Source organism: Wenzhouxiangella marina (genome assembly GCF_001187785.1).
Lineage (GTDB): Bacteria > Pseudomonadota > Gammaproteobacteria > Xanthomonadales > Wenzhouxiangellaceae > Wenzhouxiangella > Wenzhouxiangella marina.
Genome location: NZ_CP012154.1, coordinates 3,062,448 through 3,084,651 on the forward strand (window position 1 = coordinate 3,062,448; position 22,204 = coordinate 3,084,651).

Annotated in this window: 19 protein-coding genes and 1 tRNA gene; 7 read left to right on the top strand and 13 right to left on the bottom strand. The window is 65.2% G+C overall.

Features of this window, described 5'->3' with window-relative positions; translation table 11 throughout:
- Positions 1–516: 516 nt before the first annotated feature.
- Together WM2015_RS13015 and WM2015_RS13020 are read right to left on the bottom strand one after the other, a co-directional pair.
- Positions 517–993 carry a Panacea domain-containing protein gene (locus WM2015_RS13015; protein ID WP_049726452.1) on the bottom strand — a complete coding sequence of 159 codons (477 nt, stop codon included), beginning with the start codon at positions 991–993 and terminating at the stop codon, positions 517–519.
- Between the two features lie 314 nt (positions 994–1,307).
- A tRNA-Thr gene (locus tag WM2015_RS13020) sits at positions 1,308–1,383 on the bottom strand.
- A gap of 734 nt (positions 1,384–2,117) precedes the next feature.
- Here WM2015_RS13020 and WM2015_RS13025 point away from each other — a divergent pair.
- Positions 2,118–2,903, top strand: coding sequence for a TatD family hydrolase (locus tag WM2015_RS13025; RefSeq protein WP_049726453.1), 786 nt, complete (start codon positions 2,118–2,120; stop codon positions 2,901–2,903).
- A gap of 70 nt (positions 2,904–2,973) precedes the next feature.
- On the opposite strand, the gene WM2015_RS13030 is transcribed toward WM2015_RS13025, so the two are convergent.
- Positions 2,974–5,259, bottom strand: a complete 2,286-nt coding sequence (locus WM2015_RS13030) for a nitric-oxide reductase large subunit (protein WP_049726454.1) — start codon at positions 5,257–5,259, stop codon at positions 2,974–2,976.
- Between the two features lie 88 nt (positions 5,260–5,347).
- Between WM2015_RS13030 and WM2015_RS13035 the strand changes: the two genes are divergently transcribed.
- Genes WM2015_RS13035 through WM2015_RS13045 form a run of 3 tightly spaced genes read left to right on the top strand, consistent with a single transcriptional unit; the run spans position 5,348 to position 7,417 of the window.
- Positions 5,348–5,788, top strand: a complete 441-nt coding sequence (locus WM2015_RS13035) for a DUF454 family protein (RefSeq protein WP_082169743.1) — start codon at positions 5,348–5,350, stop codon at positions 5,786–5,788.
- The gene (locus tag WM2015_RS13040; protein WP_049726456.1) at positions 5,785–6,966 is read left to right on the top strand and encodes an NnrS family protein; all 1,182 of its coding nucleotides are present in this window, start codon (positions 5,785–5,787) and stop codon (positions 6,964–6,966) included. The genes WM2015_RS13035 and WM2015_RS13040 overlap by 4 nt, the downstream gene beginning before the upstream one ends.
- Positions 6,967–6,970: 4 nt before the next feature.
- Entirely contained in the window at positions 6,971–7,417 is a 447-nt protein-coding gene (locus WM2015_RS13045) for an RrF2 family transcriptional regulator (RefSeq protein ID WP_049726457.1), read from the top strand.
- Between the two features lie 65 nt (positions 7,418–7,482).
- Here WM2015_RS13045 and WM2015_RS13050 read toward each other — a convergent pair whose 3' ends face one another.
- The 5 genes from WM2015_RS13050 to polA form a co-directional block, all read right to left on the bottom strand.
- Positions 7,483–8,631 carry a fatty acid desaturase gene (locus WM2015_RS13050; RefSeq protein WP_049726458.1) on the bottom strand — a complete coding sequence of 383 codons (1,149 nt, stop codon included), beginning with the start codon at positions 8,629–8,631 and terminating at the stop codon, positions 7,483–7,485.
- 78 nt (positions 8,632–8,709) lie between these two features.
- On the bottom strand, positions 8,710–9,078 hold the full coding sequence (locus WM2015_RS13055) for a DUF4870 domain-containing protein (protein ID WP_049726459.1): 369 nt from the start codon (positions 9,076–9,078) through the stop codon (positions 8,710–8,712).
- Between the two features lie 38 nt (positions 9,079–9,116).
- The gene (locus WM2015_RS13060; protein WP_049726460.1) at positions 9,117–9,530 is read right to left on the bottom strand and encodes an ExbD/TolR family protein; all 414 of its coding nucleotides are present in this window, start codon (positions 9,528–9,530) and stop codon (positions 9,117–9,119) included.
- Between the two features lie 76 nt (positions 9,531–9,606).
- Positions 9,607–10,992: a bifunctional UDP-N-acetylglucosamine diphosphorylase/glucosamine-1-phosphate N-acetyltransferase GlmU gene (gene glmU / locus WM2015_RS13065; RefSeq protein ID WP_245609772.1), complete on the bottom strand. Its 1,386-nt coding sequence runs from the start codon at positions 10,990–10,992 to the stop codon at positions 9,607–9,609.
- Positions 10,993–11,271: 279 nt separating this feature from the next.
- On the bottom strand, positions 11,272–13,950 hold the full coding sequence (polA, locus tag WM2015_RS13070) for a DNA polymerase I (protein WP_049726462.1): 2,679 nt from the start codon (positions 13,948–13,950) through the stop codon (positions 11,272–11,274).
- 115 nt (positions 13,951–14,065) lie between these two features.
- On the opposite strand from polA, the gene WM2015_RS13075 reads away from it, so the two are divergent.
- Positions 14,066–14,416 carry a DUF2782 domain-containing protein gene (locus WM2015_RS13075; RefSeq protein ID WP_211260934.1) on the top strand — a complete coding sequence of 117 codons (351 nt, stop codon included), beginning with the start codon at positions 14,066–14,068 and terminating at the stop codon, positions 14,414–14,416.
- Positions 14,417–14,517: 101 nt separating this feature from the next.
- Here WM2015_RS13075 and rsmA read toward each other — a convergent pair whose 3' ends face one another.
- From rsmA to WM2015_RS13100, 5 genes are read right to left on the bottom strand one after another with little or no spacing between them, the layout of a single operon-like run.
- Positions 14,518–15,300 carry a 16S rRNA (adenine(1518)-N(6)/adenine(1519)-N(6))-dimethyltransferase RsmA gene (gene rsmA / locus WM2015_RS13080; RefSeq protein ID WP_049726464.1) on the bottom strand — a complete coding sequence of 261 codons (783 nt, stop codon included), beginning with the start codon at positions 15,298–15,300 and terminating at the stop codon, positions 14,518–14,520.
- Positions 15,297–16,271: a 4-hydroxythreonine-4-phosphate dehydrogenase PdxA gene (gene pdxA, locus WM2015_RS13085; protein WP_049726465.1), complete on the bottom strand. Its 975-nt coding sequence runs from the start codon at positions 16,269–16,271 to the stop codon at positions 15,297–15,299. Before pdxA ends, rsmA begins: the two co-directional genes overlap by 4 nt.
- Positions 16,272–16,277: 6 nt before the next feature.
- On the bottom strand, positions 16,278–17,561 hold the full coding sequence (locus WM2015_RS13090; RefSeq protein WP_049726466.1) for a peptidylprolyl isomerase: 1,284 nt from the start codon (positions 17,559–17,561) through the stop codon (positions 16,278–16,280).
- A gap of 52 nt (positions 17,562–17,613) precedes the next feature.
- Complete coding sequence (locus WM2015_RS13095; protein ID WP_156201190.1) at positions 17,614–19,791, bottom strand: LPS-assembly protein LptD; 2,178 nt, start codon at positions 19,789–19,791, stop codon at positions 17,614–17,616.
- A 58-nt stretch (positions 19,792–19,849) separates the two neighbouring features.
- The gene (locus WM2015_RS13100) at positions 19,850–20,878 is read right to left on the bottom strand and encodes an aminopeptidase (RefSeq protein WP_169751183.1); all 1,029 of its coding nucleotides are present in this window, start codon (positions 20,876–20,878) and stop codon (positions 19,850–19,852) included.
- A 4-nt stretch (positions 20,879–20,882) separates the two neighbouring features.
- On the opposite strand from WM2015_RS13100, the gene WM2015_RS13105 reads away from it, so the two are divergent.
- Positions 20,883–21,638 carry a class I SAM-dependent methyltransferase gene (locus WM2015_RS13105; RefSeq protein ID WP_049726469.1) on the top strand — a complete coding sequence of 252 codons (756 nt, stop codon included), beginning with the start codon at positions 20,883–20,885 and terminating at the stop codon, positions 21,636–21,638.
- A complete protein-coding gene (locus tag WM2015_RS13110) occupies positions 21,635–22,186 on the top strand; it encodes a hydrolase (RefSeq protein ID WP_049726470.1) in 552 nt (183 codons plus the stop codon). Before WM2015_RS13105 ends, WM2015_RS13110 begins: the two co-directional genes overlap by 4 nt.
- Positions 22,187–22,204: the final 18 nt, after the last annotated feature.

Below are 22,204 nucleotides of genomic sequence, written 5' to 3' on the forward strand. Positions count from 1 at the left end.
GGATTGACCGACGGGAGGAGGTTGAGCATTTAGTTTGCTAGCCACCCCAGTCATTCTTAGCTCCGAGGCGACGCGCTTCCGCTTCCGATTAATTTAAAACCTGCGAGAATCACTCAGGACCTCAAATCGGATACCCACGAGCGCTGCTTTACGGCAGCAGGCTCAGCTAGCGTGATTAGGAAATAGACCTTTAACGACCGCCAAAACCAATCCAATAGCACTGACGGCAGTAGAGCCGACCAAGACTATCAAAACATTATCCGGCAATTCGAACCCACACAAACTCCATCCGCTAGCAACGAGGAGAAGAAAAACACATGCTGAGTAACCGATTAGAAACCTATAAACCCAGCTAGCATATCTAAAACGGAGCTCTCGGTTCGCTTCAATGTCTTGATTTGCTTGGATGATCGAGTCAGTCTTGGCGCGTTCTCTGCGTTCATCCTCGGTACTGAAAGCCGCCTCCGCCTCTTCCTCAGGCGTAGGAGTTTCATCCAGATGAATCTTGCTCAAAACCTAGCCGCCCGATTGTGCAGCCTGCGCAGCATGCGCCGCTCTCTTATTCGCTCTACCAGACTCACGCTCAAAAATCGATGAAAATTCTTCGAATATGTACTGGTCAGGAATTTGAGTATCCAGCTCCACTAAAAAATCGTTCTCTTGAGCGACTCGATACCAAGGGGTGCCTGGCTTGTGAGTAAGATCGGAGAGCGCGAAACTGGTCAAATGGCCGTATCGGTTCCAAATCCAACCAACGAGCTTCTGTGTGTCGGTGTCTCCAGGTTCGACCAAATCGGGCTCAAGAAACGGATTTCTGGCCTGCGGCTCCATAATCGCCGACCGTCCAAAAATCTTTAGCGCGTGGTACAGCTCTGGAAAAACTGGCCCATGCCTCCAAATTTCCGGATGATCAGCCGTCAACCGCTTACCCGCCAAACCAGCGTAGGCCAGCCACCACCCATAAGCGCAGTAGACGAGCTTTTGCAGCTTCATGTGCTCAATACCTTTGCTCCGACCATAGTTGTCGATAAAGGTATTTGCGATGGCTAGGGAAGAATATGGAATTGACATAGTTTGGCCTCCTCACGGACCAGTCGGCATTAATTATACCCGCAAGGCCCGAAAATGAATAATGAGCGAGAACCCTTACAAAATAAAGCTTCGAAGCGAAAGAGCTTTCTAGTCCAGTCGTCCTCGAAAAATATCGAAGTAGTCGCGTAGTAGTCAACTCAAGAGCAAAATCGTTCCATTCAACAGAATCGCCAAGACCGCTGTTTCTTTAAGCTACTGATAACAATAAGTTTAAATGGTGCCGGCTGGAGGATTCGAACCCCCGACCCACTGATTACAAATCAGTTGCTCTACCACCTGAGCTAAGCCGGCACTGGGTGCAAGAAGAATTTCCCCTGAAGTCGGGATTGTATTCCAATCACGGAGTCGTTGCGGCTTCGCAGCGCAGCGGAGATGAAGCGACGGCGGAGTTCCGAAACCGCTCTACCACCTGAGCTAAGCCGGCACTGGATCACTGAGGAAAGTCCCCGACCTTGGGATTGTATCGAATCATGGAGTCTTTGCGGTTTTCGCCGGAGGCGAAAGAAGCGAAGACGGAATTCACTTCCCGCTCTACCACCTGAGCTAAGCCGGCACTGGATGCATGAGGAACTAGCAGAGATCACTGATTTTATTCGAATCACGAAGCCGTTGCGGCTTCGGAGCGAAGCGGAGATGAAGCGACGGTGGAGTTCAAAAAACCGCTCTACCACTTGTCCCAGAAGGCGAGAAGCCCTCTACACGGTGCTTCCGAACTCAGCGGGCTGGCAGAAGCAGTCCGTCAAGCCGCTGAAAACTCCCTCAATCCCTTACTAGTCCCACTCCCAACCCCAAACCCGCGAGCGCGGTGGCCCGTCGTTCGGCCAGGGGTCGCGGGCACAGCCAAGAAGCCACCAGCAACAATCAGCCTCCAAACTCAGTCCAATACACCCCGAAACACCACGCGCCAAGAACCCCATTCGATGGCACCCAGGCTTCTCCTCACCAGCAGCCAACGCCACCGCCGTTCGACCCCTGGCCGAACGACGGGCCACCGCGCTCGCAGCCTTGCACTAAACTCCCTCCCCATGGATATGATCGACATCGGGTGCAATCTCACCCACGACAGCTTCGACAAGGACCGGCCCGAGGTGATCGAGGCTGCCCGGGCCGTGGGCGTGACCCAGATGGTCGTCACCGGCGCCTCGGAAGATGGCAGCGTCAAGGCCCTGGAACTGGCAAGGCAATGGCCCGGGATCCTCAGCGCCACGGCCGGCGTGCATCCGCACCTGGCCGCGGACTTCAGCGCCGACACGGCCAGTGTCCTGGCCGAGCTGCACCGCGACGAGCGCGTCGTGGCCGTGGGCGAATGCGGCCTGGACTATTTCCGGGATTTCTCGCCCCGCCCGGCCCAGCGCCGCGCCTTCGAGCGCCAGCTGGAGCTGGCCGTGGACTGCGGCAAGCCCGTTTTCCTGCATCAGCGCGAAGCGCACGAGGACTTCATGGCGATCCTGAAGGAGTTTCGATCTTCTCTGGGCGCCCTGGTCGTGCACTGCTTCACCGATACTCGCGAGGCGATGCTGGACTACCTGGCCCTGGACTGCCACATCGGCATCACCGGCTGGATCTGCGACGAGCGCCGAGGGCATCACCTGAAGGACTTCGTGCAGGAGATTCCGGCCGATCGCCTGATGATCGAGACCGATGCGCCCTACCTCAAGCCGCGCAATCTTCGGCCCAAGGTCAAGAGCCACCGCAACGAACCCCAGTGGCTGCCCTGGATCGCCGGTACGGTGGCCGCCTGTCGCGGCGTCAGCCCGGTCCGATTGGCCGAGGAAACCACCGCAACGGCCCGCGCCTTCTTCGACCTTTGAGACTCGACGCGAAGCGGGGGCCGACGGCCCCCGCCTCTTCCTTCCATCGGTCGAGGGGCAAGTCGCCGACTCAACCGGCGCTGGCCCGCTCCTCGATGAGGACCGTTGAGCGCCGGGTCATGCGCCGGCTTCCCCACCACAGCCGCAGGATGAACAGGGCCAGGGTGACGCCGCCAGCGGCGAAGACGATGTCGCCGGGCACGCGCAGCCAGACCATCGCCCGCATCCAGGCTGAATGGATGACCTCCGGCGACCGGGCCAGCCAGAGCCCTTCGCTGACCGACCAGTAGGCCTGGTAGATCCCTGCCGGCAGGAGCGAGAAGAAGACCATCGCGAACAGGCCCGCATTCAGCAGCCAGAAGGTCTGCTTGAGCAGCCGATCGTTCCAGGCCCGGTCACGGGTCATGCCGCGCAGGCAGAACAGCATCAGACCGATGCCGAGCAAGCCGTAGACCCCGAACAGCGCCGAATGACCATGCGCGGCGGTCGTGTTCAGTCCCTGCACGTAGTAGAGGGAGATCGGCGGGTTGATGAGAAAGCCGAGCAGGCCGGCCCCGACCAGGTTCCAGAAGGCAACCGCGACGAAGAACAGGATCGGCCACTTGTAGCGCGCCACCCAGGGTGCGGCCTTGCGCAGGCGGTAGTTTTCGTAGGCCTCGAAACCGATCAGTACGAGGGGAACCACTTCAAGGGCTGAAAACACGGCACCAACGGCGATCACCGATGTCGGCGTGCCGGCAAAGTAGAGATGGTGAAGCGTGCCCAGGATGCCCCCGAACAGGAACACGATGGTCGCGAACAGTACCGCATCGGTGGCCAGGCGCGCGCGGACCAGACCGAGGCGCGTGAACAGCAGCGCCACGGCCGCGGTCGCGAACACCTCGAAGAAACCCTCGACCCAGAGGTGGACCACCCACCAGCGCCAGTAGGTAACGATGGACAGGTGGGTGTGCTTGCCCCAGGTCAGGCCAGCGCCGTAGAACAGGCCGATGGCAATGGTCGACAGGAACAGAATGGTGATCAGGGCGCGGTGTTCGGACGGCTTGCGCAGCGCCGGCCACAGGGCCCGCCCCATGAGCGCCAGCCAGATCAACAGACCGGCGAACAGGCCGATCTGCCAGACCCGTCCGAGATCGACATACTCCCAGCCCTGATGACCGATCCAGAAGCTGGCGTCCAGACCGAGGCGCTGCTGGACGGCGAACCACTCACCGGTCATCGAGCCCACGACCACGACCAGCAGCGCCCCGAACAGGACATTGACACCCAGACGCTGCCACCTCGGCTCGACCCCGGAAATGGCCGGCGCCAGGTACAGGCCGGTGGCCAGCCAGGCCGTCGCGATCCAGAAGATTCCCAGCTGCGTATGCCAGGTCCTGGTCACCGCGTAAGGCAGGATTTCCGACAGGTTGAAGCCATAGAACTCGTGCCCCTCGACCGCGTAGTGGGCGGTGATCGCACCGAGCAGGATCTGGGCCATGAAGAGGGCGACGGCGGTGTAGAAGTACTTCGCCACCGCTCGCTGGGAGGGCGTCGGATCGAGGCCGAGCAGGGGGTCATCCTTGGGCGGCTGGCTCAGGTGGCCGGCGTCGTGGGTGGCGACGTAGTACCAGGTCAGGGCGCCGATCCCTGCCAACAGCAGGATGATCGAGGCGATCGACCACATCGCCGTTCCGGTCGTCGGTGAATTGCCCACCAAAGGCTCATGCGGCCAGTTGCTGGTATAGGTGATATCGCTCCCCGGCCGTTCCGTCGTGGCCGCCCAGGCCGCCCAGAAGAAGAAGGCCGGCAGCAGATCACGGTGGACCTCGGACGGGATGGCGTCGTTGGCGATGGCAAACTGCTCACGCAGCACCGCATGCGATTCGCCATCGCTGAACAGGGCCTTGTAGTGAGCATGCGCCAATGCCATGGCCGCGGCGCGATCGTCGGACACCACGAGACGGTCCTGAACCGCATCGTAGCGGTTCGCGCGCATTTCGGTTTCGAGCCGGTTCTGCAGCGCCGCCTGCGCCGGACCGTCGAGCGAATCGAAGCTCTGCCGATGGGATTCCTCGGCCCAGCGGTCGAGCAGCGCCAGCGCCTCACGGTGCAACCAGTCGGCGGACCAATCGGGTGCCAGGTAGGCGCCGTGTCCCCAGACCGAGCCGACCTGCTGGCCGCCCATGGTCTGCCAGACCTGGCGACCCTGTTCGATCTGGTCACGCGTGTAGAGGATCTCCCCGCTTTCGCTGACGACTTCCGCGGGCACCGGCGGCATCTGCCGGTAGATCTCGGTCCCGATGAAACCCAGCGCCGCGAACGAAACGACGAACAAAATCCCAAGAATCCACCACAGTCGGCGAGTCGGGTTCATGACAGCTCTCCTTGTTTTTCTGACTCCAGGCCCATCCGGGCGCGTAGAGGTATTTTATTTACATCTTTAAAAGAAGTAAACTATCTGCATGTTAAAAAAATCACCGCATCGAAAATCCGCACGGCGGACGGGCGCGAGAGCCGATCGCATCATCTGGCTGAGCATCGCGCACGGGGCGCTGGTGCTGGGGGGCGCCGGCGTGTTGCTGCCCCTGCTCCCGACCACCCCGTTCCTCCTGCTGGCCCTGTTCGCTGCTGGCCGCTCCAGCCCCGAGCTGAAGCAGGCCATGCTCGATCACCCGCGCTTCGGGCGCCTGTTGAGGGACTGGACCGCACACCGGATCGTCCCGATTCAGGCCAAGCTTCTGACCGCCCTCATGCTGACCGCCAGCTGGACCCTGCTCTACGCCCTGGGCGCTGCCACCGTTCTGCTGGCGGGCCTCGCGCTGGGCTTCGGCCTGTTGCTCCTCTGGCTCCTGTCCCGACCGAGCCGGCCCCGCCAGACCCACGACCCGAGGACCCAGGCATGAACCCGCAGCCATTTCGGACCCTGTTCGCCTATCCCTTCCGGATCTTCTTTCTGGCCGCAGCGGGCTACGCGATCGTCGCCCTGCCCGCCTGGCTGACCGTGATCATCGGCGGACTGCCGCTCAACGGCAGCATTCCGGCGCTGAACTGGCACGCCCATGAAATGCTGTTCGGGTTCACCGGCGCCGCCATTGCCGGGTTTCTGCTGACCGCGATGTGCAACTGGACCGGCGCGGCTCCGCTCGAGGGTCGCAGGCTGATGCTGCTTTTCCTGTGCTGGCTGGCCGGTCGCATGGCCATGTGGCTGTCCAGCGCGTTGCCGGAGGCCGTGGTTGCCCTGATCGATCTATCCTTTCCAGCCATCGTCACCGTTTACGCCGGCCGCATCATCATCGCAGCCGGCAGCCGCCGGAACCTGGTTCTGGTCGCCGTCCTGGCCGTCTTCTGCCTGTGCAATGCCGGCTTCCACCTGGGTCTCCTGACCGATCGAATCGGACTCGTGATAGCAAGCGAACGGGCCGCCCTGCTGCTGGTGGTGATCCTGATCACGGTGATCGGCGGGCGGATCACGCCTGCGTTCTCGCGCAACTGGCTGCAGCGGCAAGCGCGCTCCAGCCACAGCGTTCGCGCCTGGGCCTGGCTCGATCGCAGCACCATCGGCAGCCTGCTCGCGCTGGTGATCGCCCTGTTCGCGTTCGGCTCATCGCCCTTGACGGGCGCCCTGGCCTGCGCCGCAGCCCTGTTCCAGAGCGCCCGGCTGCTGGCCTGGAGCGGCTGGTCGACGGCGCGGGAACCGCTGCTCTGGATCCTGCATCTGGGACAGGTCTTCATTCCCCTGGGTCTGGGCCTGATGGCTGCGGCGATGCTGGGCCTGGCGATTCCCGCCACCGCCTGGGCGCACGCGCTCGGCACCGCCGTCGCGATCATGATCCTGGGCGTGATGACGCGGGTGGCACTGGGCCACACCGGACGTCCACTGACACTACCGACGGGTGGCGTTGCGCTCTATGCGGCAGCGATCGCGGCCATGCTGCTTCGCCTGGCCGTGGCCCTGGGCTGGTTGCCCTGGCGTGGTGGACTGCTGGTCTCGGGCCTGCTCTGGATGCTCGCCTTTCTGGGCTTTGTGCTGATCTACTGGCCGATCCTCAGCCGTCCCCGGGTCGACGGCAGACTGGGCTGATGCGATGCGCCTGACCCAGCACACCGACTACGCGATCCGGGTTCTGATCCAGGCTGCCCTGCAGGTGGATCGCCGCCTGACCATCGAGCAGGTGGCCAGCTGCAACCGCATTTCGCGCCACCACGTCGTCAAGATCGTGCAGGAACTCAAGAACCTGGGGCTGCTGAAGACCACTCGGGGCAGTGGTGGTGGCATCGAGCTGCAGCGAGCCCCGAACACGATCGTGCTGGGTGAGCTGGTCCGCGCGATGGAACCGGACCTGGGCCTGGTCGAATGCTTCCGACCCGGCAATCGCTGCGTGATCACGCCCGGCTGTGTACTGCCCGCCATACTTGACGAGGCCCTGCGGGCCTTCCTCGAGGTGCTGGACCGCCATACGCTGGCGGATCTGCTCGAGCGCGAACAGCGGCGGATTCTGCTGCGGGTCCTGACCGGGGCCGGGGGGCCCTGAACAAACCGATCGGGGCTGCCTGATGGCCCCGGCACGCTCCACCGGACCGGCGGAGCGGGGGAAGATCAGGCCGCCGAGAAGGCCGCCTGCTGCAGGGTCGTCAGACGGCGATGCTGCATCTTGAGCCGATACTCCAGCTCCTTGTAGCGGGTGCGCAGCTCGGTCTTGCGCCAGCGATCGCGCAGGGCCTCGGTCCCGGCCGCCATACGCTCGGCCTGGACGGCCTGCCACTGGCTGACGGTCTCCTTGAACTGCTGGTACTCCCGCTCCACCGTCTCGCGCCAGGTCAGCGCGGCATCGTCGGCCTGCTGGGCCAGACGCTCGCGCAGTTCGCGGAACTGCATCTGCAGGCGCGCGCGCTGGATCTTGAACTTCGGCGTGCGCTTCAGTTCACGGGCCAGGCCCAGAGACGCGGCCGTGGCGATCAACCACTTGCCCGGGTCGAACTGCCACCAGCGCAGGCCATTGCGGTAGTCGGCCTGGAAGGCGTGGTGGAAATTGTGATAACCCTCGCCCCAGGTCAGCAGCGCGATGATGCCGTTGTCGCGAGCGGTGTTCTCGTCGGAATAGCTGCGCTTGCCCCAGGTGTGGGCCAGGGAGTTGATGAAGAAGGTGCAGTGCTGGGAGAAGGCCAGGCGGAAGGCTCCGGCCAGCAGGATGGTGCCGACCACATCGCCCGTGAACCAGCCGAACACCGCCGGCAGACCCAGGTTCAGCGCCCAGACCATCGGCCAGTAGACGCGGTGCTGCCACATGACGACACGATCCTTCTGCAGGTCCGGCACCTGGTCCAGATCGACCTTGCTGGTCGGCCAGTCGCGGATCATCCAGCCCATGTGCGCGTGCCAGAAGCCGGACTTGATCGAATGCGGGTCCTCGTTCACGTCATCGACGTGGCGATGGTGGATGCGGTGCCGAGCGGCCCAGATCAGGATCGAGTTCTGCAGCGAAAAGATGCCGAAGAAGGCCAGGAACCACTTCAGCGGCTCGCTCGCCTTGTAGGTGCGGTGCGACCACAGGCGGTGGTAACCGGCGGTGATCGACAGGCCGCTCAGGGTCAGCAGCACGGTGCAGAGCACCCAGGCGGCCGGCGTGAAGCCGACGGTGAAGAACCAGATCGGCGCGGCCACGAGGCCGAGCAGATTGATGGCAATGAAGAAGATCAGGTTGTGCTTGACCAGCGGCGGCTTGGCCGGGGACGAGGTGTTTTTCATCGTGTTCGCGAATCTCTCGGGTGAAACCGCCGCGGCCGGCCCGATGGGCCGACCGCGACTGGTGTCGATTTCAGACGCTTACTTGAAGAACTTGATCGACAGCGGATACGGCCAGACTTCGCCCTCAGAGGCCTTGATCGCGCCAATGATCGGGAAGACGATCGAGGCGATGGCCACGGCGATCAGGCCGAGGATGCCGATCAGGATCACCATCAGGATGGCGCTGACGATGGCGTAGATGAAGGCGCTGATCATCCAGTTGAAGACCACGTAGCCGTGCGGAACGATGCCCGGCATGGAGTCCTTCTTCATGATGTAGATGATGATCGGCGCGATCAGGCCGGCGAACGGCACGATCAGGCCGGCCAGCAGGGACAGGTGCAGGATCATGGCCCACTGATTGGTGTCCTTGTCCTGGCTCACTTCGGTTGTCGGTTCTTGTTCCATCGCTCAGGGGCTCCCTTTGGCGCTGAATGGAGGGTCGATCAACGTCCGCCGGTCTCCGTGGCCACGCTGATCGAAGCAATGCCGACCACGTTGGCCGCGTCCAGTACCCGCACCAGGGAATTGGTGTCGGCATCCGGATGCGCCGCGATGATCAGCGGGGATGAGGGGTTCTGGGCACGCTCGCGCTCGAGGTTGGCGCGCACCGCGTCGGCCTCGACCTGGCGATTGTTCACGGAAATCATGCTGAGCTGGTTGATGCGCACCAGGATCGGCAGATTGTCTTCGTCCTGCTGCTGTTGTTCCTCGGCCTGCGTCGGGCGCGAAATATCCAGGCCCTGCTCGCGCACGAAGGAGGTCGTGACGATAAAGAAGATCAGCATGATGAAGACGATATCGAGCATCGGCGTGATGTTGATTTCGGCTTCGTCCTCTGTGCGATGACGCTTGCGCATGTGTCGTGTTCCAGATCAGATCAAACAGGATGTGGAGAATACCGCAGGCGGCGCCCGGACGCCAACCTGCGCCGAATCAGTCCTCGGCCGTCTTCGGCGTCGGACGCTTCCAGTCCGCCACCGTTCGCTGGCGTGCTCGCGCCACGGTCAGCTCACCGTCCGGCGCCCGTCGAGTCAGCACCGTGCCGGCCCCGACCGTCGCCTCTGCACCGACTTCGACCGGCGCGACCAGGGCGGAGTTCGATCCGACGAAGGCACGCTCGCCGATGACCGTGCGGTGCTTGTTGACGCCGTCGTAGTTGCAGGTGATGGTTCCAGCGCCGAGATTGGCCTCCGCACCGACCTCGGCATCACCGATGTAGCTCAGGTGGCTGGCCTTGGCGCCGGCAGCGAAGCTCGCCTTCTTCGTCTCGACGAAATTGCCGATCTTGACGTCTCGGGCCAGCACCGTGCCGGCACGCAGGCGGGCGAAGGGGCCGATGGTGCAGGCGCCGGTCGTGGTGGCGCCTTCGAGGACGCTGTAGGGCTTCAGGCAGGTGCCCGCGGCCAGCTGGCTGTCTTCCAGCACGCAGCCGGGACCGATCTGCACCCCGTCACCCAGCTCGATGGCGCCGACCAGGGTGACGTTGGCGTCGATGAAGACATCGCGCCCTACGCCGACCTGCCCCCGGATCTGCACCGTGTCGGGGGCGGCCAGGGTGGCACCGGCGGCCATCAGGGCCTGCCGTGCGCGGCCCTGGAAAACGGCCTCGAGCTCCGCCAGCTGGGCTCGGTCGTTCGCGCCCTGCAGTTCGCCCGCGTCGTCGGCGACGAGCGCCTCGACCCGGGCCCCGTCACCGGCGGCCAGGCCGATGCAGTCGGTCAGGTAGTACTCGCCCTGGGCATTGTCGGCGCGCACCCGGCCGAGCCAGTCGATCAAGCGGCTTGCGCTCGCCACCAGCACGCCCGAATTGACCTCATCGACGCGACGCTCGGCCTCGCTGGCGTCCTTTTCTTCGCGGATGGCCTGCACCTGGCCCTGCGCGTCGCGCAGGATGCGGCCGTAGCCCGTCGGATCGTCGGCGCGGAAGCTCAGCAGAGCCAGCTCGGCCTCGACGGCCAGCAGGGCCTGCAGGGTGCTCGCTCGCACCAGGGGCATGTCGCCCGGCAGCACCAGCACCCGGGCCTGGGGATCGATCCCCGGCAGGGCCTGCTGGGCCGCGTGTCCAGTGCCGAGACGCTCGGCCTGGGTCACGAAATCGCAGTCCCGCCCGGCCAGCGCGGCCTGAACCTGTTCACCGCCCGCGCCGACCACGACATGCACGCGCTCGGGCGAGAGCGCTTGGACCGTGTCGAGGAGATGGTCGAGCATCGGCCGCCCACCGATCGGCTGCAGCACCTTTGGACGGGAGGAGTTCATGCGACGGCCTTCGCCGGCGGCGAGAATGACGATGTGCAGCATGCGGGATGCCCTGTTCGGCATGGGGTGGATTCAGCGAGCAGTATAGCGGTGGGCTCGATCGACGACCGGCGCTCCTCGGGAATGATCGGCAGATAAAGATAGGCCCCGGGCGAGGGAGGACCCGGGGCCTAGAGTCGGATCCGGTTTGGGGACTGTAAACCGAACCCTGATGGCCTGCCTAGGGAGGGAGACAGGCCGAACCATGCACATGGTATGAACATAGACCGGCCGTCTTCGGCAAAAGTTCCGATTCGAAGAAGAAATTTTTATCTTTTTTATTTCTCCTTTCGAATCAGGCAATTAGTGCGCGGATTCCCAGTCCTTCCCCGTGCCGGCTTCGACCTCCAGCGGCACGGACAGTTGCGCCGCCGAGGCCATGCGTTCGATGACGCCCTCGCGCACTCGGTCCACGGCGCCCTCCTCGACTTCGAGCACCAACTCATCGTGCACCTGCATGACCAGCCGCGCCGGCTGCTTTTCGCTCTGGATCCAGGCATCGACGTCGATCATCGCGCGCTTGATGATGTCCGCCGCCGTGCCCTGCATCGGCGCATTGATGGCGGCCCGCTCGGCGGCCTGGCGGCGCTGCGGGTTGCGCGCCTTGATCTCGTCCAGCCACAGGCGCCGTCCGAACAGGGTCTCGACGTAGCCCTTCTCGCGCGCGCCGGCCCGGGTCTCGTCCATGTAGCGGCGCACGCCGGGGTAGCGCTCGAAGTAGCGCTCGATGTAGGCGTCGGCCTCCTTGCGCTCGATCTCGAGCTGGCGGGCCAGGCCCCAGCCGCTCATGCCATACATCAGGCCGAAGTTGATCGCCTTGGCGGCCCGACGCTGATTGTCGGTGACCTTGGCAGGCGCGCAGTCGAAGACTTCGGCCGCCGTGGCCCGGTGGATGTCCTCGCCCTGGGCGAAGGCCTCGAGCAGGCGCTCGTCGCCGGACAGATGCGCCATGATGCGAAGCTCGATCTGGGAGTAGTCGGCGGCCAGCATCACGCTGCCCTTCGGAGCGACGAAGGCCTTGCGGATGCGGCGGCCTTCGGCGGTACGGATCGGGATGTTCTGGAGATTGGGATCGGTCGAGGACAGACGCCCGGTGGCGGCCACGGCCTGGTGATAGTGGGTGTGCACGCGGCCCGTGTCCGGGTGGATCTTCTCCGGCAGGCGGTCCGTGTAGGTGCTCTTCAGTTTGGCCAGACTGCGGTGTTCGAGGATCAGCCGCGGCAGGGCGAATTCCACCGCCAGCTCCTGCAGCACGTCCTCGGCGGTCGATGGCTGGCCCTTGGGCGTCTTCCGGACCACCGGCAGATCCAGCTCGCCGAACAGGATTTCCTGCAGCTGCTTGGGCGAGCTCAGATTGAACTCGCGTCCGGCCTCGGCGTGGGCGGATTCCTCGAGCTCGGCCAACCGAGCCTCGATCTCCTTGCTCTGGCGCCCCAGCAGGTCCGCATCCAGGGCCACACCGATGCGCTCCATTCGCGCAAGCACCGGAACCAGCGGGATTTCCAGTTCCTGATAGACGCGAAGGGGCCCCGACTGCGCTTCCAGCTTGGGCCAGAGCGTGCGGTGCAGGGCCAGGGTGATCTCCGCGTCTTCGCCAGCATATTCCGCGGCCCTGGCCACCGGCACCTGGTCGAACGTGACCTGGGCCTTGCCCTTGCCGGCCACCTGCTCATAGGAAATCGTCTGGCGACCCAGGTAGCGGCCAGCCAGGGAATCCATGTCGTGGCGGGTGGCGGTCGAGTTGTACACATAGGACTCGAGCATCGTGTCGTGCGCGATCCCGTTCAGTTGGTAGCCGGCACGCTCGAGCACGTTCAGGTCGTATTTCAGGTGCTGCCCGACCTTCGGCCGGTCGGCATCGGCCAGGATGGGCGTGACGCGCTCCAGGGCCTCCTCGGCATCGAATTCCGTGTCCTGATCGGCGTGGCGCAGGGGCAGATACCAGGCTTTCGACGGCTCGACGGCAAAGCTCATGCCGACCAGCTCGGCGTCCAGCGGCTCGAGGCTGGTGGTTTCCGTGTCGAAGGCGATCAGCTCGGCCTCGTCCAGGGCCTCGATCAGGGCATCGAGCTGCTTGCGCGTCGACACCAGGCTGACTTCCAGCTTAGCGTCGGCAGCGGGTGATTCGCCGTCCTGGTAGTCCTTGAGCCAGGAGGAGAAACCGAACTCGCGCAGCAGGTCGATCAACCGGGCCTGATCAGGCGAAGGCGGACCGATGTCATCGGGGCCGCGATCGAGCTCGACCGACTCGTCCAGAGCCACCAGCTTGCGGCTGAGGGGCAGCTGGTCCAGCGCGGCACGCAGATGCTCGCCGATCTTGCCGCCGACCTCGTCGGCGTTCTCGATCACGGCCTCGAGGCTGCCGTATTGGGCCAGCCACTTGGCGGCGGTCTTGGGGCCGCATTTCTCCACCCCGGGGATATTGTCCGAGCTGTCACCGGTCAGGGCCAGGTAGTCGCCAATCAGCGCCGGCGGCACGCCGAACTTCTCCTCGACCGCCGCCGCGTCGTAGCGCTTCTCCTGCATGCTGTCCTCGAGGACCACGCGATCGTCGACCAGCTGGGCCAGGTCCTTGTCCCCGGAGGAGATCAGCACGTTCAGACCCTTCGCCGCAGCGGCTCGGGCCAGGGTCGCGATCACGTCATCGGCCTCCACGCCGGGCACTTCGATCCGCTCCACGCCCATCGCGTCGATCAGACCTTTCAGCGGATCGATCTGGGCCCGGAGCTCATCGGGCATCTTCGGCCGGTTGGCCTTGTAGTCCGCATACAGTTCATGCCGGAAATTCTTGCCGGGGGCATCGAAGATCACCGCCACCCGATCCGGCGCATGCGCCTGAACGAGCCGCCGCAGCATGTTGGCGACGCCGAAGATCGCGCCCGTGGGCTGGCCGGCCGCGTTGCTCAGCGACGGCAGGGCGTGGAAGGCGCGGTAGAGGTAGGAGGAACCATCCACCAGGCAGAGCGTTTGCGGCTTGGACATGATCGACGATCGGCATGAAGAATGAACCATGATAGCGAAAGTGATCGGGATCAAAGTGCAGGCACGCGGCTTTGATAGACTGGCAGCCAATCAGAATTCCGGAGGCCCGGTGGTCATGAAGATGCGCGCAATCCCCCTGTTGGCCCTGCTGCTGGCCGCCCCTCTGTATGCCCTGCAGAGCGAAGCTCCCCCGCCCCCGCCGATCCCGGAGCCCGAGCCCCTGCCGCCGAAGGTTCAGGACCCGGACGAGCAGGTCCTTCCCGAGGTCAACATCCGCCGCGAGGAGGACCGCGACGTCGAGGAGTACTCGATCAATGGCGTGGTCTACATGATCCGGATCGTGCCCGACGTCGGTCCGGCCTATTACCTGATCGACACCACCGGCGACGGCAACTTCGACTCGCAGATGCAGCACGACCAGCTCGCCCCGGTCCGCCCGGCGCACTGGAAGATCCGCGAGTGGTAGGCCCGACGGTGGATTGAGGAACACCTTACTAGTCCCACCGTCAGTATTGAAACCGTCGCTGCCGTCCGCGGCGACGAGGCCAGTAGACACCCCAGCGGCCCTCAGCCGCCGCCGAGGGCCCTCGCCAGCGCCAGAAACCGATCCAGGCTCAGGGTTTCCGGACGAGCGGCCGGGTCGACGCCCGTCGCCTCGATGCGCTCGACGTCGAGGAGATTCTTCAGGCTGTTGCGCAGGGTCTTGCGCTTCTGACCGAAGGCCGCCTTGACCACTCGATCCAGGTCGGGGCGCAGGGCTCGCTCCGATGCCGACAGCACGCGCGGGCGCATGCGGATGATCGCCGAGTCGACCTTGGGCGGCGGCTCGAAGGCCTCGGGCGGCACGTCGAACAACCAGGCCATCTCGCAGTGGTAGGAGGCCATCACCGACAGGCGGCCGTACTGGCGCGAGCCAGGCTCGGCGACGAGCCGATCGACCACTTCCTTCTGCAGCATGAACACCATGTCCTCGATGGCTTCGGCCTGGTCGAAGAGGTGGAACAGCAGCGGCGTCGAGATGTTGTAGGGGAGATTGCCGATGACCCGCATCGGCCCCTCACTGGCCAGGCCGGAGAAATCGAAATCGAGGGCATCGGCCTGGTGGATGACCAGGCCCTGGGGCTCGCCGAGGCGACGGGCCAGGGTCGTGGCCAGATCGCGGTCGAGCTCGACCACGTCCAGACGGCCGGCGCGCGCCAGCACGGGGCCGGTCAGTACGCCCTCGCCGGGGCCGATCTCGACCAGGCGCTGGCCGGGCCGTGGATCGATCGCCGCCACGATGCGCCCGATCACGCCGGCATCGCGGAGGAAATGCTGCCCGAAGCGCTTGCGCGGTCGATGTGCGCTCATGGCGCGTTGCTCTGAAGCTGCATGGCCAGATCGACGGCGGCCAGCAGGCTGCCCGCATCGGCCCGGTTCTTTCCGGCGATGTCCAGGGCCGTACCATGGTCGACCGAGGTGCGGAGGAACGGCAGCCCGAGGGTCACGTTGACGGCCTGACCGAAGCCCGCGTACTTGAGCACCGGCAGGCCCTGATCGTGGTACATGGCCAGCACCGCGTCGAACTCGCGCACGCGCTCGGGCACCATGGCGGTATCGGCCGGCAGGGGACCGATCAGGTCCAGGCCGGCCTGGCGCTCGGCCTCCAGCACCGGTTCGATCACCTCGATTTCCTCACGCCCGAGATAGCCCCCCTCGCCCGCATGCGGGTTCAGGCCCAGCACGGCAATGCGAGGGCGCTCGATCGCGAAACGGAAACGCAGGTCGTGATCGAGGATGCGGAGGGTCCGGCGGAGGGAGTCGGCCTGGATGGCATCCGGCACCTCGCGCAGGGGCAGATGGGTCGTCGCCAGGGCCACGCGGAAACGGCCGGCGACCAGCATCATGACCACCCGCTCGACCCCGGCGCGCTCGGCCAGGAACTCCGTGTGGCCACTGAAAGGGATACCGGCCTGGTTGATCACGCCCTTGTGCAACGGACCGGTGACCAGGCCCGCGGCACGGCCATCCAGACAGGCGTCGGCCGCACGACCCAGACAGTCGAGCACGTAGCCGGCGTTGGCAGGATCGACCCGGCCGGGCGTCTCGATCCGGGCCAGCTCGACGGGCCAGCAGCGGATGCTGCCCGGCTCGTGAACCGAGTCATCCTCGGGATCGCACTCAAGGACCTTGCAGTCCAGGCCGAGGCGTTCGAGATTGCGCTCGAGCAGGCCGGGATCGGCCACCAGCAGCAGCTCGGGCCGCACGCTGGCGAGTCGACAGGCGATTTCGGGACCGACCCCGGCAGGATCGCCCGGGGTCAGGAGCAGCGACCGGCTCACCGCCGATCAGAGCCGTTCTTCGACGAAGCTCTCATCGCGCAGACGCCGCAGGAAGCGGTCGACTTCCTCTTCGGCCTTCTGACGGAACAGCATGTCGCGCGCCTGGGCACGCTGGATCTCTTCGGTGCGGTCGGCATCGCGTTCCGCCTCGAGTCGCAGCAGATGCCAGCCCACCGCCGTGCGGAAGGGTTCGCTGGTCTCACCCGGGTCGAGTCCGTCGATGACGGACTGGATCTCGTCGCCGTAGGCGCCGGCCTGGAACCAGTCGAGCAGCCCGCCGATATTGGCCGAGGTCTCGTCCATCGAGTGCTCACGAGCCAGCTCGCCGAAGTCGGCACCCGCCTGCAGCTGATCGTAGAGACTGCGGATCCGCGTTTCGGCTTCCTCGGGCGTGATCAGTTCGTTCGGGCGGATCATCAGGTGGCGCGCCTGATACTCGCGGACGATGATTTCAGGCTGGTCGCGGCGATCGCGCACGTCGAGGATGATGAACCCGGACGGCGAACGCAGGACCTCGGTGAAGTTACCTACACCGACGGCCTCGATGGCATCGGCGACCATCGGCGGCAGGGCATTGATGCTGCGCCAGCCCACCTCGCCCCCTTCCAGGGCATCCGGGCTTTCGGAAAAGGTCAATGCCGCGGTGGCGAACTCCAGACCGTCTTCGAGGCGCTGGTGCACTTCATTGGCGCGCGCTTCGGCCTGAGCGACCTCGGCCTGATCCGCCGACTCGGGCACGCCGATCACGATCTGCGAGAGCAGGTACTCATCACCGCCGAAGCGGTCCGAGGCCATGATGATGTCGATCTCCGTGTCGCTGATCTCTTCCATGCCGTTGACCACGCGCTGGCGCAGGCGGCTGGAGAGGATTTCCTCGCGGATCGTGCGACGGAATTCGGCGAAATCGACGCCATCGGATTCGATCGCCTGGCGGAGCTGGGTGACGGTCAGATTGTTCTGCCGTGCCACCTGCTGCAGGGCCTGGTCGACGTCGGAGTCGGAGACGCGAATGCCGGTGTCCTGGGCACGCAGGACTTCCAGGCGGGTGAGAATCAGGCGCTGCAGCACCTGCTCCTCCATCACGCTGCGCGGCGGCAGGCGCTCACCGCTGCCAGCGGCCTGGCGCTCGATTCGGTCGATGGCTTCGTCGAGTTCGCTCTGGAGGATGACGTCATCCTCGACCAGGGCCACGATCCGGTCGACCGGCTGGCCGTCCTGGGCCTGCAGAACCATCGGCAGCAGCACGAGGGCCAGCAGACCGAGCTTGGCGAGGTTTCGATTCAGGTTCATAGATGATTCATTTCCAGTGAATGAGTCGGATTCAAACAGTGCCCGACCGCGCTCAATAGGCGTGGTCGGCAAACAACGGATAGGGCCGGCGGCCCAGGCTGCCCAGACCCTTCAGGTGCAGCTCCAGGAACACGGCGCTGCGCCGATCGGCATCACGATCGCGTACGTACTCGCGACCGATCAGACGCACCGCCCAGCAGCAGCTCTCGTATTCGACGCCGGCCAGCAGCTCGAGCGGTTCGTCGTCTTCGAAACTGTAGTTGGCCCGGCCGATCAGAGCCAGATTCTCTCGCACCGGCCAGCGCAGACGCAGGTCCACCTGGTCGACGCGATCGCGGCGGAAGCGGTAGCCGAGCGCCGCGCGCCCGCCCCGCTGACCCTGGTAGCTCAGACCGAATTGGGCGACCTGGGTTTCATCGTTTTCGTGATCCCACTGCAGGCCGGCGCTGGCGATGATCGCCTGGGCCGGCCGCCAGTTGAACTCGGCCACGGAGGCAGAGCGGTTGCGATCATCGAGGATCTCCTCCTCCAGGCCGACCCGGAGGTCCCGGAAATAGAAGATCTGACCGATGCTGAAATCGAGCACCGAGCGGCCGCTATCTGCCTCCATCAGCCGCGAGGTCAGTGCGGCGGTGAGCTGGTTGGCATCACCGTGACGATCCGGCCCGGAAAAGCGGTTGTCGCTGAACAGCTGGCTGAAACCGAAGGTCAGCTCGCGGGTGTCGAAGTCGGGCAGATCGGTCTGATCCCGGTAGGGCACGTACAGATAGAACAGGCGGGGCTCGAGGGTCTGGGTCCGACCACTGGACAGGCGACGCTCGAAGATCAGGCCGCCATCGAGGCTGGCGATCGGCAGTGAACGCGACAGGCTGTCGTCGCCATCCGTGCCGTTGAGCTGATAGGCCGTCGAGCGGAAACCGACAGTCGGGCGCAGGAACCAGCCCGGCGCGAGCAGGTTGTAGCGCAGGCGCGGATACAGGTCCAGGCGCGCGCCGGTCACGCCTTCGTCGCGGTCGAAGTAGACCAGCTCCGAGTCCAGCTGCAGGTCGAGACGCTGACCGAGGGCCTGATCCAGGCGGAATTCCATCCGGGGCAGACGACGATACGGCTCGGAGGCCTCGCTGACCGAGTCGTCGAGGACCTGGAAGCTGTCCGCGCTCAGCGACAGGGTCCAGGCCTGACCACGCCCGCTGACCGCCGCCACCGAGCGCAGGAACTGCAGCGAGGAATCGGCCAGGTCGCCACCGAGGTCGAGGAAGTAATTCTCGTCGCTGGCCCGACGAAGATCGGCATCGAAGCGCCAGCGGGGCGCCAGCGAGGCCGAATAGCCGAACTGCCCGAAGTAGCGCGTGTCGCCGAAGTCCTTGTCATCGGGCAGCACTTCCAGATCGAGCTGCCCGCGCTGGCGCGGCGTCATGAACCGGTATTCGGCGCCGAGCATCACGCCACGCTCCTGGATCCAGCGCGGCGTCAGGGTGGCGTCCTGGTTGGGCGCGATGTTCCAGTACCAGGGCACGCTCAGATCGAAGCCGTCGTCGCTGGAGAAGCCCATCAGGGGGTAGAGGAAGCCCGTCTTGCGGCGATCGTCGAGGGGAAAGCTCAGCCAGGGCGACCACAGGATGGGCACGCCCTTGAAATCGAGACGGGCATTGCGGGCCACGCCGCGGCCGGATTCCATGTCCAGCTCGACGCTCGAGGCCTTGAGCTGCCAGTCCGGGTCGTCGGGATCGCAGGTCGTGAAATCGAAGCCTTCGACCTGAGCGCGGGATTCGCTCACCAGCTCGACGGTGCCGGCCGAGCCGCTGCCCTCGCCACGCTGGAAGCGATAGCGGACCTCTTCGAAACGGCCCTGATTGGCCGCGGTGACGAGCCAGCCGGAACCCGCCTCCAGGTCGATCAGCGCGTCACTGTAGTTCAGCCAGCCGGGGAGATCGATGCGACCGGTCTCGCGGTTGTAGATCAGCTCGCCGGTTTCCAGGCGCTGGTCACCCTGCTCGACGCGCACGTCCTCGTAGACACGGATCAGCTGGCCGGGGGGCGCCTCGAAGTGCTCGGCGAAGATATCGATCGGCGATGACGCATTTCGCTCGAGCTGGCGGCGCGGCGAATCATCGTCCATGGGCACGCAGCTCATGGCCGGCCGCTCGCTGTCGCTGCCCGGATTCTGGGCCAGCGCGGGCAGGGGCAACCCGGGGCTCAAGAGCAGGCAGAGCAGGAAATAACGGGTCAAGAACAGGTCCGCGAGAAGGTCAGCCCGGTAAGGTCGCACAACCGGCCCCAGAGTGCAATCACTGTGGACCCCCCGCCTGCAGAAATGCGCGTCGCTCGGCCGGTTTTGCCTCGGCCAGACGCGCCACCTCTCGATGCAGGCAGTCCAGCTCGCCGCGGCAGTCCTCGAGCAGGCCGACGAAGGCCGCTACGCCTGCCTCGTAGGTGGCCGTCAGGGCCAGGTCGGCATTGTTGAGCTCGCGGCTGCGCCAGGCCTCGAGCGCAGCGCCACCTTGTTGCTCGGCCAATTCGCCGATGTCGGCGGCCAGGCGCTCGAACTCGCCGTGCTTGAAGGCTGCCAGTTCATCTTCATCCTCCAGCCGCGCGTAGCCTTCGGCCAGGCGGCTGCGCGCGGCCAACAGGCGGTCGCTCAGGGCCTGGCGAAGCCGACGGCCCGCTTGCCAGCGCGCCAGCTCCCCATCGTTTCCATGCGCCGCCAGCCAGCGCCGAACGCCTTCCCGCTCGACCAGGCTGGCGTAGGCTTCGTTGAAAGCCGTGTCTCCTTTCGCGTAGACCCGCTCGTGCGCCAGCTCATGAAACAGGAAGCCGACCAGGTCGGCGCTTGGCCAGTCGATCATGGTGTTGAGCACCGGGTCGGCGAACCAGCCGAGGGTCGAATAGGCCACCGCCGGTGACACGATCACATCGAAGCCCTCGTCCCGCAGCGCCTCGGCCGCCGCCCGCGCGGCTTCGGGGTCGAAGTAACCTCGATAGGCGACGCAGCCGGCAATCGGGTAGCACCAGGCCTTCGGCTGGACCGAGTAGCGCGGCGCGGCGATCACGTTCCAGACGGCCGCCGGACGATCCAGGTCGGCGTAGTGACGATAGGAGCGGCCCTCGGGAAGCGCCAGCTCGTCGCGGGCGAACGCGCGCGCGGCCAGCACGGTCTCCAGTTGCCGGACGAGCGCCGGGTCGGTCGCCGGATCGGCGATCAGATCTGCGATATGCTCCCGCCTGGACAGCAGATCGAGCTGTCCACGGACGGCCTGACCGTACCAGGCCAGGGTGGCGCAGCCCGTGGCGACCACGCCCAATGCAAGGACGAGCAAGGCCTTGAGCGACGACTGGTACCTGGAAGACGATTTCTGGCGCAACTTCGGTTCGCTGATGTTCAATGCACAGACCTTTGCCGAGGGGGCCGATCAGATCGACGCCCTGCTGGAGCTCCTCGAGACGCCGCCGCGCGCCGTCCTCGACCTGGGCTGCGGCCCCGGCCGCCACAGCCTGCCTCTGGCCGAGGCAGGGTATCCGGTCACCGCCGTGGATACCAGTCGCAGCCTCCTCGACCAGCTCGATCAACGCAAGGGCGAGCTACCGATCGAGACCGTCGAGGCCGACATGCGGGTCTTCGAGCGCGCCGACGCCTTCGACCTGGTGCTGGTGATGTGGACGAGCTTCGGCTACTTCGAGAACGAGGCCGACCATGGCCGGGTCCTCGACCGGATTCACGCCAGCCTGAGCGCGGGCGGGCGCCTGGTGCTCGACCTGGTCGGCGTCGAATACCTGGCCCGCAACCTCCAGCCGGTGCATCTGACCGAATACGAGGACGGACGCATCCTGATCGAGCGGCCCGCGCTGATCGACCACATGACCCGCCTCGACAACGACTGGTACCTGATCGACGGAGACCGGGTGCATCGCACCCATATCTCCCATCGCGTCTGGTCCGCCGGCGAGATCCGCCGCCTCCTGTCCGACCATGGTCTGACGGTCGAGAGCCTGCTGGGCGGCTACGATGGCGAGGACTACGATCTGGACGCCGAGCGGATGATCGTCATCGCCCGCAAGCTCGAAGGAGACCCACGATGAGCATCGATCACCCCACGACCGACAACGCCCTGTTGCTGCTGGTCGACGTGCAGGGCCGCCTGGCCCGCCTGATGCATGAATCCGAGGCGATCATCGGCCAGTGCCGCCGCCTGATCCAGGCCTGCCGCCTGCTCGAGCTGCCCGTGGTCTGGGCCGAACAGCTGCCCGACAAGCTGGGCCCGACGGTGCCGGAGTTGACGGAAGTCCTCGACGGCCTGGCCCCGCAGTCCAAGTCCAGCTTCGGCTGCTGCGGCGATACGGGCCTGATGCAGGCGATCGAAGCCAGTGGTCGTTCGCGCATCCTGCTCTGCGGCATCGAGACCCATGTCTGCGTCTGGCAGACCGCGGCGGCCCTCAGGCAGCGCGACTACGAGGTCCATCTGATCGCCGATGCCGTGTCATCTCGCTCGGCCTTCAACCGCGACATCGGCCTGCGCCGCATGGCCGCCGCCGGCGTGCACCTGAGCAATGTCGAGATGGTGCTCTTCGAACTGATGGGCGATGCCGGCCACCCGAAGTTCCGCGACGTCAGCAAGCTCCTGAAATAGTCCCCTGATCCCGGAACG